The organism is Bifidobacterium sp. ESL0827 (genome assembly GCF_052606685.1).
The window spans coordinates 332,529-354,163 of record NZ_CP199597.1 but is presented as its reverse complement, the minus strand read 5'-3'; the positions used below and the strand labels follow the sequence as shown (position 1 = coordinate 354,163).

At 58.1% G+C, this 21,635-nt stretch carries 17 protein-coding genes; 7 read left to right on the top strand and 10 right to left on the bottom strand.

All coding sequences use genetic code 11. The features are described from left to right. The first annotated feature begins 454 nt into the window (after positions 1-454). The gene (locus tag ACUIAI_RS01340; protein WP_445342376.1) at positions 455-4,048 is read left to right on the top strand and encodes an RCC1 domain-containing protein; all 3,594 of its coding nucleotides are present in this window, start codon (positions 455-457) and stop codon (positions 4,046-4,048) included. A gap of 196 nt (positions 4,049-4,244) precedes the next feature. Here the strand turns inward: ACUIAI_RS01340 and ACUIAI_RS01335 are convergent, their stop codons facing one another. Further along, positions 4,245-5,633, bottom strand: a complete 1,389-nt coding sequence (locus tag ACUIAI_RS01335) for an MFS transporter (protein ID WP_445342375.1) — start codon at positions 5,631-5,633, stop codon at positions 4,245-4,247. Between the two features lie 51 nt (positions 5,634-5,684). Next, positions 5,685-6,641 (bottom strand): nucleoside hydrolase, encoded by a 957-nt coding sequence (locus ACUIAI_RS01330; protein WP_445342374.1) that lies wholly within the window; start codon positions 6,639-6,641, stop codon positions 5,685-5,687. Between the two features lie 306 nt (positions 6,642-6,947). On the opposite strand from ACUIAI_RS01330, the gene ACUIAI_RS01325 reads away from it, so the two are divergent. Then, positions 6,948-8,318, top strand: a complete 1,371-nt coding sequence (locus ACUIAI_RS01325; RefSeq protein WP_445342373.1) for a sugar porter family MFS transporter — start codon at positions 6,948-6,950, stop codon at positions 8,316-8,318. 63 nt (positions 8,319-8,381) lie between these two features. Here ACUIAI_RS01325 and ACUIAI_RS01320 read toward each other — a convergent pair whose 3' ends face one another. Further along, positions 8,382-8,585, bottom strand: coding sequence for a hypothetical protein (locus ACUIAI_RS01320; RefSeq protein ID WP_015021464.1), 204 nt, complete (start codon positions 8,583-8,585; stop codon positions 8,382-8,384). A gap of 113 nt (positions 8,586-8,698) precedes the next feature. Next, a complete protein-coding gene (locus ACUIAI_RS01315; RefSeq protein WP_445342372.1) occupies positions 8,699-9,733 on the bottom strand; it encodes an alpha/beta hydrolase in 1,035 nt (344 codons plus the stop codon). A gap of 153 nt (positions 9,734-9,886) precedes the next feature. Here ACUIAI_RS01315 and ACUIAI_RS01310 point away from each other — a divergent pair, with 153 nt between their 5' ends. The 3 genes from ACUIAI_RS01310 (at position 9,887) to ACUIAI_RS01300 (ending at position 12,048) form a co-directional block, all read left to right on the top strand. Then, entirely contained in the window at positions 9,887-10,606 is a 720-nt protein-coding gene (locus ACUIAI_RS01310; RefSeq protein ID WP_445342371.1) for a DUF4391 domain-containing protein, read from the top strand. A gap of 47 nt (positions 10,607-10,653) precedes the next feature. Then, positions 10,654-10,833, top strand: a complete 180-nt coding sequence (locus ACUIAI_RS01305; RefSeq protein WP_445342370.1) for a hypothetical protein — start codon at positions 10,654-10,656, stop codon at positions 10,831-10,833. Between the two features lie 84 nt (positions 10,834-10,917). Beyond that, positions 10,918-12,048 (top strand): glycerate kinase, encoded by a 1,131-nt coding sequence (locus tag ACUIAI_RS01300; protein WP_445342369.1) that lies wholly within the window; start codon positions 10,918-10,920, stop codon positions 12,046-12,048. Positions 12,049-12,183: 135 nt separating this feature from the next. Here ACUIAI_RS01300 and ACUIAI_RS01295 read toward each other — a convergent pair whose 3' ends face one another. After that, the gene (locus ACUIAI_RS01295; protein ID WP_110412512.1) at positions 12,184-13,302 is read right to left on the bottom strand and encodes a zinc-binding dehydrogenase; all 1,119 of its coding nucleotides are present in this window, start codon (positions 13,300-13,302) and stop codon (positions 12,184-12,186) included. 226 nt (positions 13,303-13,528) lie between these two features. Between ACUIAI_RS01295 and ACUIAI_RS01290 the strand changes: the two genes are divergently transcribed. Both ACUIAI_RS01290 and ACUIAI_RS01285 read left to right on the top strand, forming a co-directional pair. Continuing rightward, complete coding sequence (locus ACUIAI_RS01290) at positions 13,529-14,224, top strand: SOS response-associated peptidase (protein WP_445342368.1); 696 nt, start codon at positions 13,529-13,531, stop codon at positions 14,222-14,224. A gap of 137 nt (positions 14,225-14,361) precedes the next feature. After that, positions 14,362-15,438 (top strand): LacI family DNA-binding transcriptional regulator, encoded by a 1,077-nt coding sequence (locus ACUIAI_RS01285; RefSeq protein ID WP_445342367.1) that lies wholly within the window; start codon positions 14,362-14,364, stop codon positions 15,436-15,438. A 215-nt stretch (positions 15,439-15,653) separates the two neighbouring features. Here the strand turns inward: ACUIAI_RS01285 and ACUIAI_RS01280 are convergent, their stop codons facing one another. From ACUIAI_RS01280 to glmM, 5 genes are all read right to left on the bottom strand, one after another. Further along, on the bottom strand, positions 15,654-16,973 hold the full coding sequence (locus ACUIAI_RS01280) for an ABC transporter substrate-binding protein (RefSeq protein ID WP_445342366.1): 1,320 nt from the start codon (positions 16,971-16,973) through the stop codon (positions 15,654-15,656). 69 nt (positions 16,974-17,042) lie between these two features. After that, entirely contained in the window at positions 17,043-18,020 is a 978-nt protein-coding gene (locus ACUIAI_RS01275; RefSeq protein WP_445342365.1) for a carbohydrate ABC transporter permease, read from the bottom strand. Continuing rightward, positions 18,017-18,853, bottom strand: coding sequence for a carbohydrate ABC transporter permease (locus tag ACUIAI_RS01270; protein WP_445342783.1), 837 nt, complete (start codon positions 18,851-18,853; stop codon positions 18,017-18,019). The genes ACUIAI_RS01275 and ACUIAI_RS01270 overlap by 4 nt, the downstream gene beginning before the upstream one ends. Positions 18,854-19,418: 565 nt before the next feature. Continuing rightward, entirely contained in the window at positions 19,419-20,072 is a 654-nt protein-coding gene (locus tag ACUIAI_RS01265) for a peptide deformylase (protein WP_110412507.1), read from the bottom strand. Between the two features lie 49 nt (positions 20,073-20,121). Then, positions 20,122-21,498 carry a phosphoglucosamine mutase gene (glmM, locus tag ACUIAI_RS01260; RefSeq protein WP_445342364.1) on the bottom strand — a complete coding sequence of 459 codons (1,377 nt, stop codon included), beginning with the start codon at positions 21,496-21,498 and terminating at the stop codon, positions 20,122-20,124. Positions 21,499-21,635 lie beyond the last annotated feature (137 nt).

Below are 21,635 nucleotides of genomic sequence, written 5' to 3'. Positions count from 1 at the left end.
CCAAGTGAGCCGACACTCCTCCCGCGCCCCCCCCCACCACACTATTGTCAATTACTGCCGACAAAAAATCGAAGGCGGTTATGCGCTCCCCGCTTCTACACTGCAGATAGCGAAACGCGGGCAGGCAGGCCGCTGGCACATGAGCACAAGTCAGCCCAGCCACTGCCCATACTCACATCCCAGATAATTGCTGTAAGCAGCCGTCCTCCCTAGCCGAGAGGATCATTGCGACCGGGGGCCGACTCTTACTTGCTTGTGTTGTTTGTGTGCTGGGTGGTAGGGTGAGAAATAGGGGTGTCGGGAAGACGGCTGGCTTTTGCTATTGGTTCCTGCAATCGGGGATGCAGGACTGGCGTAGGCAAGCGGTAGGGCTTTCCGACAGGAATGACGTTAAGATGTTGCAAGGCAGGCGGCGTTGCCACCGCTTGGTGTTTGGTGAAGGGGTTCTGGTTTCATGCATCTGGTTTCCCATCTGCGTCGCATGTTGGCGATGACGATCGTCCTGATCAGCCTGCTGGCAGGCCTGGGCGTCGCATCCGCCCAAGCGGACGCTCCAATCCTCACCGGGGGGGGGGGTCGTCAGACCCCTCGCGTAGCTGAGCAAACCCCCGCCACTGTCCCCAGCAGCACAACCAATGCTCCGCTTCCCACGCCGTCACCGTTGACAACAGTCTCGCCGCTGAATCCCACGCCAAGCGCTACAACATCGTCATCGCCGACGCGCAATCCTGACAGCGCGGGCTCCGCTTCAGACGAGTCATCCGATACGACGGATGGCCAGGCCGCGCATATGGTGCGCTTCGACCCAGCCGACGGGAGCAGGCCGACACAGGAGAGCGTGAAAACCGGGACTCTCGCATCTCCTCCGGAACAGAATCCTCAGCGTGAGGGCTTCCGGTTCGACGGGTGGACATATGACGGTCAGCCCTATGACTTCCGGATCCCTGTCCTCCGGAATATGGCCCTGAAAGCCCGGTGGATCAGGATCACGGACTGGACGCTGAGCCCGAACCACGGGCCCGCCTCCGGCGCCCGCCTGACCATCAGCCCGCCCGACAGGCAGGAGCCCCGCTACACCAGCATCCACGCCGCAGGCGAGCAGTTCCTCGGCCTGGCCGGCGACGGCAGACTTTACACTTGGTCGCAAAACGGCACACCTGCACAGGTGCCCTTCCCCGCCCGGGCTGTTGACGGGTTCCACTACCTGCAGGCTACAACAACAGGACGCTTGCAGGCGGCGCTTGGCTCCGACAAGCAGGTCTACACGTGGTCCAGCCGGCAGGCCACGCCCACCATCCTCGACACTGATCAGAACATCAGGTTCACCAGCATCAGCACGGACGGTGACCAGCTGCTGGCCGTGGACCAGCAGGGCCGGGTCCACGCCTATCAGGCCGGCCAGGCCGGCAGCCAGAGCTTGAGCCCGGAATTCACCCGGCAGGCCACGGCCAGCCTGCCCGGGCAGGCGCAGGCCGTTCTCGCCGCCGCCTCCGACAAGCGGATCCTCATCGTGGACGCAGACGGGCAGGCCTGGACATGGGACGCACGCAAGATTGGAAACGCCGAACCCTCACGCGTCAAGCAGGAAGCGGGCATGCGCATCATCCAAGCCCAAGCACTCAGCCAAGGGCTCCTCCTCCTTAACGCAGACGGGCAGGCCCGGTACCTGGCCGACAGCACGACCGCCATGACCCAGGTCAACATGCCGGACGGCGTGCAGGCCAGCAGGATCACCGCCAACAAGGACCAGGCCATCATCACCGGCACGGACGGCCGCATCCGGGCCTGGAAGCCCGGCGAGTCGCCCAGGCGAGCGGACGACGGCAGCCAGCCCTACATGCAGGCCGCCGAAGCCGACGGCAGGATCACCGCCATCGGCGCGAAGGGCGCCATGTTCACATGGAACGTGGACGCTCAAGACAAGCCCGGCAAGCCAAGCAGACTCGTCACCAGCACCGCGCCCACACTGGAATCAGCCAGCCTGGACGGCCAAGCATTGACGCTCACCAAGACCGGCGACGCCTGGCAGACGCAGGCTCCCGCCCACAAGCCCGGACTAGCCACCATCACACTCGCCGGCAAACAAGACAGCCAGCCCTTCACCAAAAACCTCAACTACACCGTCGACCAGACCCTGACCAGGAACGCCGAACGAAGCTCTGCACTGACGGTCCACTTCGACGCAGGAGAGGGAAGTCCCAAACCCGCAGACCAGAACGTCTCCACCCCGTACGGCATGGCCAAGCGCCCCTCCCCCGACCCGACACGCGACGGCTACCAGTTCGACGGATGGTTCACCGGACAGGTCGCCTACGACTTCAGCAAACCCGTCACCCAGAACCTCACCCTCACCGCCCACTGGACACCCGAAAGCCGAAACAACACGTGGAAAATCAACCCCGACAAGGGCAGCCAGCTAGGCAACGAAACCACCACCATCATCCCGGCAGACAGCACCAACGGCATCAGATTCAACCAGGTCAGTGGATCAAAAGACAATTATAGTGGTTTTTCCTTGGCTGTGGGCAGCGACGGGAACGCCTACGCGTGGGGCGACAACATGTATGGCAAGCTCGGCGACAGGACAGGCACCAGCTACCGACATACGCCGGTCATGGTGAGGAAGCCTGATCGTAAGACGTATCCGGACCTGCCTGCGGATTTCACCTACGTGCAAGTCAGCGCCGGCGGCCAGTATTCAATGGCCTTGGGCAGCGACGGATACGTATACGCCTGGGGATGGAACTACTATGGCCAGCTCGGCAACAACACCGACACGGATTCGTCTGTTCCTGTGCGCGTGCGCGACCCCGCAAGCCCCACGGACGCAAGCAAAGGACTGAAAGCCACACAAGTCAGCGCCGGAAGCGATCATTCGCTGGCACTGGGTAGCAACGGATACGTGTACGCGTGGGGAAACAACAGCAGTGGCCAGCTCGGCAGCAACATCTACAGTAACTTTTCGTCTGTTCCTGTGCGCGTGCGCGACCCCGCAAGCCCCACGGACGCAAGCAAAGGACTGCACGCCACACAGGTCAGCGCCGGATACTCCTATTCGCTGGCACTGGGCAGCAACGGATACGTCTACGCATGGGGAGACAACATGTATGGCCAGCTCGGCAACAACACCAGCGGCTACGGTACGGGTTCTACTGTTCCTGTGCGCGTGCGCGACCCCGCAAGCCCCGCGGAGGCAAGCATGGGACTGAAAGCAGTACAGGTGAGCGCCGGAAGCCGGCATTCACTGGCTCTGGGCAGTGATGGATACGCATACGGCTGGGGAGAGAACAACTATGGCCAGCTCGGCAACAACACCACAAAGGACTCGTCTGTTCCTGTGCACGTGCGCGACCCCGCAAGCCCCACGGACGCAAGCATAGGACTGAAAGCCACACAAGTCAGCGGCGGAGGCTATCATTCACTGGCATCCGATGCGGATGGAAACACTTGGGCATGGGGAGAGAACAACCATGGCCAGCTCGGCAACAACACCACAAAGGACTCGTCTGTTCCTGTGCACGTGCGCGACCCCGCAAGCCCCACGGACATAAACAAAGGGCTGAAAGCCACACAGGTCAGCAGCGGATACCGGTATTCAATGACCGTTGGAAGCGACGGATACGCATACGGCTGGGGAACAAATGACTCTAGCCAGCTCGGCGACGGCACCACCAACGACTCGAATGCTCCGGTGCACGTGGCGCTCAACCCGCAGCCAATGATCATCGGCGTTAAGTTCGACCAGACTGCCATATCTGACCTGAAGCACGGCGATGGCAACAGCGTCACCGTGACTACGCCTGCACATGAGCCGGGCACAGTCACCGTCAGCGTCGACTACACGCTGGGCGGCGCAGGAAGCACCCTGACCTACAACAACCTCCAATACACGTACATGCCTGTAGCGCCTCCAGGCGTGCTCCCCCGGGCCGGAGGGGAAGGCATCCTGCTCGCCCTGACCACCGGCATGACCGGCATGGGCGGGGTGCTGGCATCCCGCCGCCACCGCAGAGAACAACTACAGCTGCTGCACGCTTCACACGAGTAAGACAGGCCGGGGACGGATCAATCCCCCCGCCTCCGGCCAGAACAGGGGGAGCAGGGAGGCGAGCGTCAATAAAGGCTCAAACCCCAAGTGAGCCGACACCCCTCCCGCGCCCCCACCACACATAGTAATCGACCGCCCAAGCGCAACACAGGAAGCAACTCCTCTTATAGCGCTCGGACGGTCGACTACAACTGTTCTACTGCTGGTCTGCAGCCGTGGCGTAGATGGTCTTCTTGCAGACCAAATACACGACCAGACCCAGCAAGGACACAGCGGCCCCGATCAGCAGCAGGTTGCTGTAATTGGCGGCCGGCCCGGTGGCACCCATGATGCTGAAGCCCTCCAGGCTGGGCTTGCCCATCAGACCGCCGATGATGGCGATGCCGATGGAGCCGGTCACGTTCATGACCAGATCGTTCATGCCCACGCCGCGGCCCGACTGGTCCTGAGGCAGGGTGTCAAGCACCGTGGAGACGATGGGCGAATACATCAGTCCGACCCCGGCATAGTAGACGCAGGCAGTCAGTGTCAGGGCCAGCAGGCCGGAATTGACCACCAGTGCGGACCCTGCGAAGCCCAGAATCATCAGGCAGGCGGCGATGATGATGGCGGGCTTGCGGCCGATCCTGTCCACGATGGCGCCCGATGTGGTGCCCAGCACAGCGGCCACCAGGAAGGCCCAGACCACATGCAGGGAGACCGTGGTGGTCGACACCTTGTAGACGTCACGCCCGATGGCGTTGAAAATGGGCGACATGCAGTAGTTCATGAAGTAGAAGATCAGGATCAGCCCGATGCCCATCAGCCAGCGCTTGTTGCGGAAGAAGTCCGGGGTGATGAAGGGGCTCCGGGCCCGGCTGATGTACAGGGCGAAGATCAGGTAGCAGACAGCGGAGGCAGCCAGCAGCCACCATGCCGTGTAAGAGAAGAAGAGGGTCAGCAGGGCCGTGGCCAGTCCGAAGATGACAAAGCCCAGCCAGTCCACCTTCTCGCCGTTGCCGCCGCCGGTTGGCAGGCTCTTGAGCAGGATGGGCAGGAAGACGATGGTGACCGCGGGAATCAGGAAGAGGTACTGCCAGGCTATGGAGCTGAGCAGACCGGCGGCGAAGATGCCGATGGCTGCAGACACCTGGTAGCCTGCCGTGAAGATGCCGAAGAAGATCACCTTCAGGGAGGGCTTGAGATACTTGGTGGCCACGACCAGGTAGGCCGAGCCAGCCACCTGCTCACCCGCAGTCTGCAGCAGCCGGGCCGCAATCACATTCCAGATGTTGGGGGCCATGATCGTGTTGGCCACGTACCCATACACGGACCCGACGAACAGTATGCACAGGCCGAAGGTGACCAGCTTGCGCAGGGATACAAAGTCGCCCAGGGACCCGTAAATGAAGCAGACGATGCCCAGGACGATGCTGGGCAGGGCCGTGATCAACGAGGCCTGGTCGGGGGCGCCGGCATCCTTGCCGACCTGCTGGAAGACCAGGTTGAAGCCCTGCAGGCACAGGGTGCCCAAGACGAAGGTGATCAGCAGCAGGATCAGCGATCGTACGGCTGTCGAATCCTCGGTGGATTGCTTTTCGGACATGATGTCTTCAATTCTCTTTCTCTTGCGTGAACTTGCCGGGGATGGCGGACCTCAGTCAGCCCTGGAGGCCAGCTTCGTGATGCGGGTCATGAACTCCTCCAGGAAACGGGGCACGTCCACGCCGACGGCCACGCGCATGGTCTTGTTCGGATCGTTGAGCCGCTGCTCGTCACCGATGGTGCGCCCGCGAGTGGCCCCTTTGGTCTCCACCTTCATGTTCATGGGCAGGGTGGTGACCAGGGTCGGATCCACGGCCACGCCCACGGCCAGCGGATCGTGCAGGCCGCAGCCACCCAGGTGGGGCGAGGTGGTCTCGTAGGCCTTGATGTAGAAGTCGGTCATATCCGCCAGGAAGGTGCCTGCAGCAGTACCCAGCTGCCGCCAGCGGGCGGTCTCCTTGTAGGTGAGCAGGGTCTGTAGCGTCACGTCCAGGCCGACCATGGTCACGGGCGCACCGGAGCGGAAGAGCACGTCGGCCGCGTCCGGATCCTGGGAGATATTGGCCTCCTGCCAGGCATCAACATTGCCCGGCACGGTCAGGGCCCCGCCCATAAGCACGATGGAGCCGATGCGCTGGGCAATATCAGGCTCCTTGGCCAGGGCAGCAGCGATGTTGGTCATGGGGCCGGTGGGCACATAGACCAGATCCTTGCCGTAGGTATTGACCGCATCGATGATGAAGTCCACGGCCGACTGCGCCTCCGCCTTACGGTCAGAGTCTGGGATGGCCACGTCGCCGATGCCGTTCTCTCCGTGGATGAAGGCGGAGACAGGCAGCACCTCGAAGGAGTCCGCCTTGGAGGCATGAGGCAGACCCGGATAGACCTTGACCTCGGGGTGGCCCAGCAGGTCGGTGATAGCAAGATCGTTGCGGATGCCCTGCTCCAGCAGCACGTTGCCGTAGGTGCCCGTTATGCCGATCAGCTCAACTTCGGGGCTGCCTAAGGCATAAGAGATGGCTAGAGTGTCGTCGACACCAGTGTCCAGATCGAGAATCAGCTTGCGCATACAATATTTCCTTTCATTGCCAGGCTGTATGAAACCATGGCCGTATGCATCCACGATGTCCTTGTGATGGATGCTTGTTTATCATATGCGAAATTGAGCAGTTTCGCTGCCCATGACAGGCGCAAGTCGTGGACAATATCCTCAAATGTTCATGTAGCCGGCAACTAAGGCCTGTATAGCGAATCCAGAAGCTGGTTTTTCGGGCGATTCTCTGGTTCACCATGGCGAGCCGGATCGCCGGGCCACTCCCCCAGGTGCCTATGATTACTCTGATTCTGCCCGGATGATCTGGCGAAAGGGGAACACATGGCTGCAATGCAAGGACGACGGCGCAATCTGCAACTGATGACCGCCCTGGGCGTGCTGGCCGGCGGCCTCTACGGCTATACCCTGACCGTCATCTCCGGGGCGCTGGTCGGCATGAACCTAGGGTCTGACTCGGGTGGACATCTGACGGCCGGCGAACAGGGCATGGTCACCTCAGCCCTGCTGATAGGCGCCGCGCTGGGATCCTACCTGGCAGGCAAGTTCAACGACCGCTTCGGCCCCAAGCGCATCATCCTGGCCGGCGCCCTGCTGGCCATCCCCGGAGCCCTGGTGAGCGCCTTGGCCCCCAGCCTGGCCCTGCTTGGATCGGGAAGATTGATTATCGGGGCTGGCATCGGCATGACCTCCACCATCGTGCCCATCTACCTGGCTGATATGGTCGGCACGGCGGAACGCGGACGGGTGGTTTCGGTCAACTCGGTCATGATCGTGGTCTGGCAACTGCTGGCGGTCAGCGTCAACGCCATCCTGGACCGGGTGGGTGCCGACTGGCGAACCATGCTCTGGGCGGTAGTGCCACCCGCCATCCTGCTGGCCCTGCTGGCCTGCTTCCTGCATGACAGCCCGGCCCATCTGATCCGCCGGGGCCAACCGGACCAGGCAGAGGCCTTCCTTGAATCCACCCGCGACGAGGCAGAAGCCCGGGTGACCATGCAGGAGCTGTCGCAGACGGCGAGCGCGAGGGCCGCCAGCTTCAAGGCCCCTTGGCTCCGGCGGGTGCTGATCGTGGGCATCGGCGTGGCCATGATCAACCAGCTGACCGGGCTGAACATCGTCAACTACTACGCGCCGACCATCTTCACCGACACCCTGGGCTTCGACCCCTCCCTGTCCATGGTTGCCACCGTGCCCGTCATCCTGATCTCCGCCATAGCGGCCACCATCGGAGGGCTGGGACTGATCGACCGCTTCGATCGCCGCGTCATTCTGGCTGTGGGACTTGCAGGCACCATCGTCTTTCTAGCTGCCATCGGGGTCTGCTACCGGTTCGTCGGCGCCCCCGGTAGCGGGTCACGCACGGCCGCCTGGATTATGATCGGCATGATGATGATCTACGTGGTCTTCGTCCAGGGCCTGGTGGCCCCGGTCACTTGGCTGCTCCTGTCCGAGATCTTCCCTCAGCAGGTCAAGAGCCGCGGCATGGGCTACGCCAACGTGGCCATGAACCTGACCAACTTCGGACTCTCCCTGGTCTTCCCCACCCTGCTGGCCCGGCTGGGCGGCACCGGCACCTACCTGCTCTTCGCCCTGATCAATGTGTGCGCCTTGGTTTTCGCCTGGGTCATGGTGCCCGAGACCCGAGGCAAGAGCCTGGCCCAGATCGAACAGGAGGCCCGGGCCCGGGCATGAAAAGAGGGCGGAACCGGATAATGGCCCGCCCTTATGGAATCTGATATCTCAGCTTCTGATGCTTCAGATGTTGAAGACCTGCTTGGCCAGCTTGGCGATGGTGTCGCCGCCCAGCTGTGCGACATCATTCTTGCACTGGTTGATCCTGCCGAAGAGCTGGTCCGCATCGTTGTATGACAGGGGCTGGCCGATCTCCTTGGACAGGTCAACCAGCTGGTCGATGGTCTCCAGGTTGCTCAGCTTCTCTACCAAGGTCTTCTCGTCCATGAATTACTCCTCTATAAGCGGCGGTGCAGACACCGGGGGCCTTGCGCCATCGATGCCCACCTTTCTCTTCCCATCATAGCCAGCGACCGGATGAACCGGGCGCGCAAAGAGGCTTAAATCAGGTCATAGGAAAAATCGTGGATCTGATCCAGGGCCTGCCGACTCTCCTCCAGCCAGGTCATGGCCACCGGATAGACGTGTCCCAGGGTCTGCAGACGGTTGGGCCTCAGGTCGTGCAGCTCGAAGTCACGGCCTTTCCTGCACAGAATCTCAGCCATCTTGAGCGCGTCGCCCTGCAGAAAGTCGTCGGCGCTGGTGTTTAGGAAGACCGGAGGCAGGCGGACCATATCAACCATGGTCGTCAGGTCGGCCACTTGATCGCCCCCAGCCTCCACGAAGCTTCTAAAGAAGGATGGAGCAACTATAGTCAGGCCATCGGTGGGCGAACCAGTCGGATGGAAGCCTTCCAGATCCACCGACAAGTATGGAGTCAGATCGAGCAGGCCTGAGACCAAGGCAGCGCCCCGAGGCCGCAAACCGGCAGGCTTCAGCCCCAGCCTTTGTGCAAATTGGTTATCGGACTCCACTGCCAACGTATAGAGAGCCAGCGTGCCTCCGGCCGAGTCGCCCGTCAGAAAGATCCGATCAGGCGAAACCGGGTACTCGTCCAGGTGGCTCTTGATCCAGGTCAGCGCCGTCAGCACATCACCCAGCTGGCCCATGAAGTCCGTGCTGGGGATCAGCCGATAGTTGACCGAGAAGACTGCAAAGCCACGCTGGGCCAAGTGGGTGCAAAAGTTCCGGTTGAGCTCCTTGTATCCGTACATGAACCCGCCGCCGTGGATGTCGATGTAGACCGGGATCACCCTGCCGTTGCGCAGCAGGGCATCGTGAGGCAGATAAAGATCCAGCTTGTGTGCGCGCAAATCATCGTCCACATAGGCGATGTCGTTGAGACAGTCCACCCCCTCGGGCACCTGCCAGTGACGGGAGCGGGGAGCATCCATACGCCCAAATGTCAACCGGGAGCCCAGAACAGCCCGAGCAATATCCGGACTGCAGCCATCCAGGTCCCCGTCGACCTCGGTCCAGCCCTCCAGCAGTTCGCGTTCCTGGTTGGTTACCGTCATCTCTGAATCTTTGCTCATTATTCAGCCCTCATCGCTCCAACCCGCAGATCACGTTCTCACATCCGGTCGTGTGGGTTTACAGCCAATATACATTACCGGCAAACGGACATTCTTGCCCATGATCGCGCCCCTGTCGGTAGAATAACGGAAACAGCGACAGAAAGGCCAAGGATGACAATCGCAACCTACCAAGGCGTGTCCGCGCTCTCCCTGGGCCTGCCGCCCACCACTGCCATTCCAGCAGCCAAGGGCGAACTGCCCATACGAGCTTTCACTACGCGACCGCCCGTCTCTTCACGGCTGCGCCAGCACTTCTCCACCAGCGTCGACAAGATCGTCATGCTGGCCCTGCTGCGGCCCGGAACCATTCCTGTGACAGACGGCGCGCACTGCCATGAGGTACTGGTCATGGCCATCGGGCTGAAGATCCCCGATGTGCCGGAGGATGTGCTGGAACATATCGCCGCCATGCGCTCCTCAGGCATGGTCTTCATCACCGTTCACCAGGGTGAAAAGGGTCTCGTTTGCACGCCGGCCGTCCGCCGAGCCCTGCCCACCAAAGCAGGTCATGAAACCAGACATACGCTCCACCTGGGTAGGCCTCGCTCAGCCGATAAGACCAATCTGACCCTGGTCGGCGACGATATGGACCAGCTCTGGGACAGCCTGTGCGCGCAGGTAACCTTGGACCAGACTGACGGCAGGGATCTGGACAACCGACTTGCCGTACGCGAGCGCATCGTCCTGCTCAAGGCCCAGGAGGCAAAACTGACCGGAGACCATGGCCGGGCCAGAACCACCCAGGATCGCAACACAGCCTTCGCCAAACTCCAGAAGGTCCGTGCCGAGCTGAATCAGCTTTCCTTCGATGACCAGACAACTGAGGTTTAGACGGCAAAGCCGAGCCAGGCCTAGTCTGACATAGTTCCAGCCCAGACTTGCCCAAGCAGATCGCAAACCTCATCCAAGCCATGTGCGTGCCTGGACCTATGCTGGCACCCATCGCCAGCATTCTCATAGCAGCCGCCATCTCCGCAAGCGCCATCCTGGGCAGCAGCTCCTTCGCCAAGCCCGTCAACATGACCCTGGACGAGCGAATGAAGGTAGTCCCCCTTTGAGTTGCGGTAGACCTGACCATGACACTGGTGGCCATGCTGGTCTATCTGGTCTTCTGAATCGACGAGTCAGGAAAGGTCGCAACCATGAAAATCATCATCGCACCCGATTCTTTCAAGGGCAGCCTGACCGCCAAGGAAGCCGCAAAGGCCATCGAACGCGGATTGCAACGCAGCCCCCTCAAGGCTGAAATGGTCCTGGTGCCCATGGCCGACGGCGGTGAGGGCACGGTCCAGTCTCTGGTCGATGCCACCGGAGGCCATATGATCCAGACCCAGGTCACCGGACCCCTGGGCCAGACCGTGAATGCCAGCTATGGCATCCTAGGCGACGGGCGGACAGCCGCCATCGAGATGGCTGCGGCCAGCGGCATCCAGTTCGTCAACGAGCAGACCCGAAATCCGCTGGTCACCACTACCTACGGTACAGGCGAGCTGATCAGCAAAGCCCTGGACCAGGGCGCGCAGGAGATCATCTTGGGCTTGGGCGGATCAGCCACCAATGATGGTGGCGCCGGCATGGCTCAGGCCCTGGGTGCCCGGCTCCTGGACGCTGACGGACGCGCATTGTCCCAGGGAGGAGCGGCGCTGGCCCGACTGGACCGGATCGACGTCTCCGGGCTAGATCCCCGTCTTGCCCGCACCCGGATTCGTCTGGCCTCAGATGTGACCAACCCCCTGACCGGCCCCGAAGGAGCATCGGCCGTCTTCGGCCCGCAAAAGGGGGCGGACCCATCCATGGTTGCCATCCTGGATGCGGCCCTGGCTCACTATGCATCTGTTATTCGCAAAGACCTGCACCGAGAGGTGGAGACCAAGCCGGGCGCAGGGGCCGCCGGAGGTCTGGGCGCAGGATTCCTGGCCTTTACTCCGGCGGTCATGGCCTCGGGCGTCAATATTGTTGTGGACACCACCCACCTCAAGGAACTGGCCCGTGACGCTGACCTCTGCTTCACTGGCGAGGGCGACATCGACTTCCAGACCGCTTTCGGCAAGACCCCCATGGGTACAGCCCAGGCCGTCAAGGAGTCCTCCCCCAGCTGCAAGGTAATCGCCCTGGCAGGTAACGTGGGCGCCGGGACCGAAGAGCTCTACAAGGTGGGCATCGACGCCATCTTCAGCATCAGCCCCGGGGCCGTCAGCCTTGAGGATGCCATGGCCAAGGCCGCTGACAACCTCGCCGCAGTGGCCGAGAACATTGGTAGACTCCTGGCCTGATCGGCTTTAGGTTGTCAGAACGACATAAGGGACTCCGGATGTCTTTCGCACCCGGAGTCCCCTGTAATCCAGAACTCCTGTCAGGACCCCTGTTCGGCATGACCTTCAGCAGTCATGCCGAACAGCTGGAAGTGATCAGTCGAATTCGGTGATGACCGAACGGACGACCTCGCCATTGATCAGCTGCTTGTAAGCCTCGTCGATCTGGCTCAGCTTGATGTGCTGGCTGACGATGTCATGCATGTTCAGCCGCCCATCCACAGCGAAGTCGGCATACATGGGGATGTCGTGCTTGATGTTGGTGGAGCCCATCAACACACCCTTGAAGCCGCGCTGATGATTCAGCAGGTCGGCCGGGTTGATCTCCAGAGTGATTGTGGCATCCGGCTTGGCCATGCCGATCGCGTAGGCGGTGCCGCCCACGCCCAGTATGTCCCAGGCCTGCTTCATGGTGACGGGCAGACCGATGGCCTCGAATGCCTTGTCCACGCCGCCGTTGGTCAGCTCGCGCACCTTGGCCACGGGGTCCTCATTCTTGGAGTTGATTACGTCGGTGGCACCGAACTTACGGGCGAACTCCAGCTTGTTGTCCAGCAGGTCGATGGCGATGATCCGCTTGGCGCCGCAAATCCTGGCTCCCGAGATGATGTTCAGACCGATGCCGCCGGTGCCGATCACGGCCACGGTATCGCCGGGGCGTACATGGGCGGTGTTGATGGCCGCACCTGCTCCGGTAATGGTGGCGCAACCGATGCAGGCTGCCTCATCCCACTTGACCTGGTTGTTGACCACAGCCAGCTGGTTCTCGTGGACCAGTGCCTTCTCGGCGAAGCCGCCGATGCCGAAAGCCTGGGTGATGGGCCGGCCGTCGGGGAAGGACAGACGGGGCTTCTCACCCGCGCCGCGTACGCACTCCTGCTGCTGAGTGCAGGACTGAGGCTGACCCTTGAGGCAGTTGGCGCAGTGTCCGCAGACCTGCTCCAAGGAAGCCACCACGCGGTCGCCAACCTTGATGGCGGACACCTCGGGGCCCACAGCCTCGACGATGCCCGAGATCTCATGGCCGATCACAGCCGGGAACGGGAAGGCCTTGTCGTCATCCTCCACCAGATGCAGATCCGAATGGCACAGACCCGAGGCCTGCACGTCCACAAGGACCTCCGCGCCGATAGGATCGTCAATGACAACCTCCTCGGGCTGGGCGAATCCCTTGCCGATACCGTAAGCAATCGATGCCTTGATCTTCTGAGGCATAAGCCATCTCCTAATAACCATGTTCCTGTCGGTTCATTCCGGCAGGACAAATGTATATCGTTAAATAATGTACTGTAGCCACGGTGGTCTTCAATGCACACGCCATTGTTGCAGAACACCTTATATTATAGCAGGGAAAGGCCTCAACTGCCATGTAAACTTTTCCCAGTAGAGGCCCTCCGGCGTTTCCTCTACGCTGGCTTCAAACCTCCATAGAATGAGGACCATGTGTGGACGATTCGCGGCTGACCTAGACTACTCCAGCCTGGCCGAGCATTATGGTGCCCAGCAGGCTCCGGGACTGCCCAAGCCCTCCTGGAACATCAGTCCTGGATCGGCCATCGCCCTGGTGGCCCAGGACCGACATGGACGACGGCACCTGCATACGGCCCGCTGGAACCTGGTCCCGTCCTGGTCGGACAGCGATCAGATGGCCTATCCCACCCACAACGCCCGAGTGGAGAGCGCTCTGACCAAGCGAACCTACGCGGACTCAGCCAGGAGTCAGAGGGCCATCATTCCGGCCAGCGGCTACTACGAGTGGACACCTGACCACCAGCCCTACTACTTCCAGGCTCCCGACGGCCACACCCTGAACATCGCCGGTCTCTACTCCTGGTGGCGGGCCAGACCCGGCCAGCCCTGGCTGCTGACGGCCACCATTCTGACGACGCAAGCCACGCCAGAGGCCGCCCGGGTGCACGACCGGATGCCCCTGCTGATCACCGATGAGAACCTGGAGTCATGGCTGGATCCAGGCATGGATGGTAGGACGATTCTGCCAAAGGCTGTGGAGCCTGGCCGTCATGCCTCCGAAGAATTGATCATGCACCCGGTGGCGCCCTTGAAAGGGGACGGACCGGAACTGACCAAGGATATGGCTCTGAATCAGAGTGTCAAAAGGAGTCAGATTTTCAAGTAGCTAGTGCAGGCATCTTAATAAGATTATTCACCGAGCAGTCTACAGTAAGATGGACATATAGCTGAGGAAAGAACCGGCCAGCAGATTTCTTTCGGTTGGATACCGTGTTCGTACTTTCGGTAGACGTTGGAGAAAACATGCCAGCCAAGAGGACCACCATAAAGGATGTTGCCAAAAAGGCTAACGTATCCATTAGAACCGTCTCAAACGTCATCAACAACCGTGATGACCAGATGAGGCCAGGCACTAAGTCACGTGTCGAAAGGGCAATTAAAGATCTTGGTTATCAGGTGAATCGCTCGGCTAGGGCACTGAAAACCGGTAAAACCAAGGTGCTTGGTTTAGCTATGCCAGACTTCGACCAGCCTTTCATCGGATTCCTGGTGAACGCTTTCGACGAGGCTGCTCGCCGGAGGGGATACGCCACGGTAAGCAGTCTTTTCGGCTTCTCCAACGAGAGACGCAGAGACTTCGCTGATAGTATTCCTAGGATCAACGCGGACGGTTGGGCTTACCTCTTTGAAGAGCCCATTCACCCCGACTCACCTCTTTTCCAGCAAAACGTGCCTCTAATCTTGATCAGTGACTATTCCTCCGCCGGCATGTATGACATCATCACTATGCCTAATGCGGAATCCTCTCAATATCTCACCAATACTCTGTTCGACCAGGGGTGCTCTAGCATTGCCTTCATAGGCGCTCCCGAAAGCTTGTATGATGAATCAGCAGCAGATAACGATAAACTCAAGTACCTCATCATGAATGCAACGGACGGGAATGGCACCCTTCGTTTGAAAGGGTATGTGCTGGCTCATCTTCAACGTGGAAAGGAAATCCCCTGGAACCAGGTCATACCCACCAAACACATGACCAGCTTCAGTGGAGTGACAGCTACGTATAATCTTCTTAAAAACAAGGTGCTACCTGATTCTATAGTCTGTGTCAACGACGCTGTAGCTATGGGAGTTATCTCCACACTAACCCGTAATGGTTTCTCTGTCCCTGAACAGATCCGCGTATGCGGTTTTGATAATATTCCTGAAAGTGAGATCTCAGTTCCGCCGCTGACTACGATCAACTTTCATATAGATCAATATGCTCAGCTTGCAGTTGATGCTCTAGTGAGCCGGATCAACGGGAACCATGAGCCCGCGAATACCTTCACGTCCGGTTTCAATCTTATCGAGCGTGAATCGACTAGGATTTTCTCATAATCAATAGGACCCCAGAGGCTTGATAAGCACAGTATCTTTTGATGTGATCTTACGGACTCGTTGCGGTTTACGGCTCCATAATCCTTATATATTCGTATCGATAAGCAGCACTGAACAATATATAAGTGTGGCTCAATATTCTGATCCTCTTCTATTATTAGCAGGGAGGGCTGTTAATCCAGGCCCTCCCCGTAAATAGAGATGATCCTACCTATTTATTCCCTGACTTCGAATCCCTGGTCCTTCCCATATTTCAAAAGGCCTTTACGCCAGTTGTTCAATCCTTCTTTTAGTGTTACCTCACCAACAACAGCTTTACCGGCCGTATCTCCGTAGGTCGTCTGCGCATAAACCTGATAGGGCAAGAATTGCCATTTTGTATCAACGGTATCAGGCGCCTTGGCAAGAACTTCGTTTATCTTTTGGTCGCCGAAATAAGGATCAGAACGATCTAAAAAGTCTTTGTCCTGTAGCGTCCTTTTGTCAGCAGGGAACTGTCCCTTCTCAACGCGTGCTTTGATACCAGCAGAGTTATGGCAAACGAAATCTATGAACTTATAGGCTGCATCAGCCTGCTTGCTTGAAGCGAGGATGGCAAGAGAGGAGCCGCCATCTTCACCATTTGAGGGATGCCCTTCATCAAGCATGAGCATGGGGGCGACGCGCCATTGGCCCTTAGTATCAGGAGCGGAATCATCCAACATCGAACCCATCCACGCCCCGCACAAAAGCGAGGCGATGTGCCCATTATTTAAACTATGATTCCACTCATCTGACCATTGCACGGACTTAGTATCAAGCAATCCTTCGTTGAGCATCTTTTGCCAGACATCCAGTAGCCTGTCCAGGTTAGGGTTATTGTCAAAATTAATACCGAGCGTTTTGTCTTTGACTGTAAATGGATGGCTTCCTACGGCCCACATCATCTCCTCTAAAGGAGCAAATGCACCACTGTCATAGGAGATGTAATAGTCACTGCCAAGCGCATGAATCTTCTTAGCGGCTTCATAATATTGGTCAAATGTCTTAGGAGCCTCAGTCACACCCGCCTTATCAAAAATATCTTTATTATAAAAAAGTGCCATAGGACCTGTATCGACAGGCAAAGAATAAATATCCCCATTCACGTTGACGGAATTCCAAGCACCTTTAGTATAAAAGTCCTTGTACGAGTTGGCCCCATAGCCGGAAAGTTTCTTCAGCGAGCCCTGCATGGCGAACTGAGGAACTGCACCGTATTCTATCTGAGCCACATCCGGGGCTCCGGAACCCGCGGAGATGGCATTGCTTAGAGCTTGGTAATGCTTGTTGCTGGTGCCGACATTCGTTATCTTAACCTTGATAGATGGATTCTTTTTCTCGAAGAGTTTGGCGGCATCCGTATAGGTTGGTTCCCAGGCCCAGACATTCAGAACAACCTGGTCACCATTACCTCCCGCGCTGCTTGAGTTACCGCTCCCGGATCCACAAGCTGACACCGACAGAAGCATTGCACCCGCAATACAACCAGTCACTAATTTCTTCGTTGAAACCAATTTGTTATCTCCTTCTTGCTATTTGCTTCTTTAGAAATGCTAAAAATGCCAATTAATGCCGCCTGTTTATTACTCTTTGACTGCACCGGCAGCCAGACCAGACTGCCAATAACGTTGCAGGGTCAAAAAAGCAATAACCAGAGGTATGATTGTGATTAGACTCCCTGTGATAACAAGGTTCTGGATGGCCTGTCCCCCAGCTGTGCTTGCCTGATCTTTCCATTGATTTAGGCCGATGGTCAGCGGATACCATTGCGCGTCTTTGAGCATGATCAGGGGAAGGAAGTAGTTATTCCAAGTGGCGACAATGGTAAAAAGCGAACAAGTCACAACACCAGGCGCAAGAAGCGGAAGGCTAATCTGCCTGAATGTGCGCCATTCGGAGGCACCGTCCACTCTTGCCGCTTCCAGAAGTTCAGAGGGTACAGCTTGTTCTGAAAAAATCCACATCAAGTAGAGACCGAATGGACTAATCAGACTGGGAATGATCATGGACCAGGGAGTATTGGTCAGCCCGACTTTGGCAAAGAGAAGGAACTGAGGCACAGCAAGCGCTATACCGGGTACGCTGATTGAACCAATGATCACAGCGAATACAGCCCGCCGACCAGGAAACCGGAACTTGGCCAAAGCATAGCCACCCATTACAGCAAATATCGTGGCTCCGCCAGCACCAATGACGACGTACACAAGAGTATTAAGAAACCATCTTCCGAATATGCCATCCTGATACGTGAAGACAGTTCGGATGTTATCCCATAAAGCGAATGAATGCCCTAGACCCAAGCCAAAAGTACCCGTGAAGTCAGACTGGGTCTTGGTGGCGTTGATAATCAAATAGACAAAGGGAAACAGACAATAGACAGCAAATATACCGCAAACTAGCGTCATCCACATGGACCGGCGAGGGTTTGAGGGATTGTAGAAACCTTTAGTCGCCGCCCGTCTCCGCTCAGCTCGTTCATCTTTGGCAATTCTGCGCTGACGTAGCTGTTCCCGTCGCTTAGTCGTTCGGGCGTCTTTGATCAAAGTAATATAACTACTCATCGCATCTGCTCCTTCATGCTGTTCAGCTGGACCACGTATGCGATGGCCATAGTTATAGCAGCCATCACAATAGCCAAGGCTGCCGCATAGTTGCTTTGATTCCCCGAAAAACTCAGATTATATGCATACATGTTCGGGGTGAAATAAGAAGTGATTGAATTCCCCGGCACCATGCTTTGCATAACACTAGGTTCATTGAAAAGCTGGAAGGACCCGATAATACTGAAAATCACGGTGATTGCAAGCGAGCCGCGCAGCTCAGGCATCTTAATATTTCGCACTATCTTCCACTCAGATGCTCCGTCGATAGCTGCAGCCTCATAAAGGGAATGGGGAATGGTAGATAAGGAGGAGTAGAAAATCAGCATGTTGTATCCCGTAAACTCCCAAGTCACGATGTTGCCTATCGAGGCAAGAAGGACCGAAGGCTGCAATACATCTATATGGGTCCCAAAAAAGGAGTTGAATGTACCCACGAGGCCATATTTAGCCCCATACATGAAGCCCCAGATCAGAGCTGAGACCACAGCCGGAACCGCATAAGGGAGGAAGGTCGATATCCGGAAGAATTTGGTCCCATGCAAGCGCATGGAATCTAGCGCAAGGGCCATCAAAGCCGACAGACAGAGCATGATGGGAACCTGGACGATGGTGAATACAACGACCCTACGAACAGAAGACCAGAACTGGGCATCACGGAAAAGGCGGGTGTAGTTTGCCAAACCAACAAATGAATTGCCACCAACTAGACGTTGCTGGTAGAGCGAAAGCCAGATTGCATAGACGATGGGAATGACAAAGACCAGGATAAACATAACTGCGAATGGCCCCATGAATTTCCACCCGCGCCAATCTTTATGGTGACTTATTTCACCAACCACATGGCCCTCGCTACTTTCTCCCCTGGGAATCGTCGGTGAGGTGCTGACCCTATCCATCACGTCCTCCTCTTTGAAGGAAAAGCCTACAGTGTTGTAAGCACAACAACGTTATAGAAGTTAGAGCAGATTATTTATCTTGAATCAAAAGAAATCGCTTGATTCAAGGTAAAAATATCTGTCTTTGTTTCTATAACGTTATAGTTATAACACCTGCTTCTCAGTTTTGCAAAGCACATGGTCGTTTATAAAATCGTTAGGCATCGTTGCATAGAAGAATAGGAACGTCCTGAATAGATATTCTTCGGCCTTCGCGCGTCTGTGCGTTCAATGCCCGCTTACCTGGTCCAAGTTGGACATTGCTCTCGACTATGACACGAGTATTCGCAGGAACTGAGGTCGCGGCCAGTACAAGATGAGATGGATCTAAACAACCTAAAAGATAGGCTGACTTAAGAACGTAGTGATTTTGCTGTACCCTCGTACCGACATGTAAGAATATTCCGACTAGTAAGTAAATTTAAAACGAAAATCCCAACTCCATAGCAGCCTCGGTAGGTACCGGATCAAAAGCCCAGTATTCACTCAGGTTATCGTCTGAAGAGAGGCTGCGGATCTCAGCCTGGTCTATATACACCTCTCCTGAAAGATGGTCGGTCTCATGTTGAAAGATACGGGCCGGCCATCCGTGCATGGCCTCCCGATGCTTCTTGCCAGTCTCATCCTGCCAGTTGGCGGTGATGTCAAGCCAACGACCGCGGACAGCCTGGTACCCCTCCAGGGAAAGGCATCCCTCATAGAAGGCCTTCCTGGCAGTACCCACAGGTTCATATGAGGGATTAATGATGGCCCTAAAAGGTAGTTCTGCAATCTCGCGTGGGTCGTCTTCGTCATCACGCAAGTGGTCCTCAACCACCGCAATGGCTAGACTCAGACCGATCTGGGGAGCAGCCAATCCCACGCCCGGAGCCTCAAGCATTGTCCTGCGCATGGCCTTCACCAGACGGTTCAAGGTCTTTCTGGAGAGTTGACCAGTATAGGTTTGCGTCTTCTGACGCAGTACCGGCTCTCCCATCTGGACAATGGGTAGGGTACCCTGTCTCCCAGCGCTAGAGAGCATGGTATCGACCTGACGATTCAGGGAAGTGTCTATTCTGCCGTTTCTTTCGAACATGGTGTCCTTCCTGGATTCCAGACAGGCGAGTCATTGGCCCTACTAAGCTTTAGATGGCCAGCTCGTCGGCCACAACTGATGCCAGCCGCTGGCAGACCTGGTCGGCCTGCTCCTGGGTGGCCGCCTCGACCATGACCCTGACCAGGGGCTCGGTGCCCGAGGGCCGCAACAGGACCCGGCCGGTGCTGCCCAGCATCCGCTCCTCCGCCTCGACCGCATCCTGAACCTTGGCATTGGTGCGGGCCGCGTTCTTGTCCACGCCAGGCACGTTGATCAGCTGCTGAGGCAGCTGGGGGAAGTCAGCAGCCAGCTCCTTTAGGCTCTTGCCCGAGCGCACGACCTCCTTGGCCAGGGTCAGAGCCGTCAGGGTTCCGTCGCCGGTGGTGGCGAACTCCCGGTTGATGACGTGCCCGGACTGCTCGCCGCCCAGGGTGTAGCCTCCGCGCAGCATCTCCTCAAGGACGTAGCGATCGCCCACAGCCGTCTGGACAGTGACGATGCCCATCTGCTTCAGAGCCAGCTTGAGTCCAAGGTTGCTCATGACCGTGACCACCAGGGTGTCGTTGGCCAGCTTGCCCTCGCGTTGCTTGGCGCGGGCCAGGATGCCCATAATCTGATCGCCGTTGACCATGTTTCCCTCTTCATCCACGGCCAGACAGCGGTCGGCATCCCCGTCGAAAGCCACGCCCATGACCGCGTCCGAGGCCTTGACCATGGCCTGCAACTGCTCGGGGTGGGTGGAACCGGCGTGCTTGTTGATGTTGTATCCGTCGGGCGAAGCATTGATGACCACAACATCCGCACCGGCCCGGCGCAAGGCCTCGGGAGCTACCACCGAAGTGGCTCCATTGGCGCAGTCGGCCACGATCCGCAGACCGTCCAAGGGCTTGGTTTGGGTCTTGTCAGGGGCTACAGGGGCCACGGCCTCCACCAGATGGTCGATGTACATGTTGGTGGCGGTCACCGTGTCATGGGAGACGCGGCCCACACCTTCGCCCACCGGGCGCTCCCAGTCCTGGCCCAGGACCGATTCGATGTCGTCCTCCTTGGAATCCTGGAGCTTGAAACCACCCCGGGCGAAGAACTTGATGCCGTTGTCGGGCATGGAGTTGTGGGAGGCGGAGATGACCGCCCCCATCTCCACGTTGAGCACGCTGGTCAGGTAGGCGATGCCCGGAGTGGGAATGATACCCACGTCGATCACGTCAAAGCCACCCGAAGACATGCCGGCGGCCAGGGCCGAGGCCAGAAAGTCCCCGGAGACCCTGGTGTCGCGGCCGATCAAGGCCCGTCGGCGGCCCGCGGACCGATCCGCGCCACGGCCCAGGACGCGGACTGCTGCATCGCCCAAATCCAGGGCCAGTTGAGCAGTCAGGTCTCTATTGGCTAAACCGCGTACACCATCGGTACCGAATAATCTGGGCATCGCTCTCCTCCAGCTTCGCGCAAAACCGGACCTTCTAGGACCAGTAAAGATATACGCAAACCAGCTTAGTCTAAGCCTGTTCATTAGATCTCACAGAGCTAAGGGTCTGCCGAAGTTTTCACTTGAAGCCATCACCC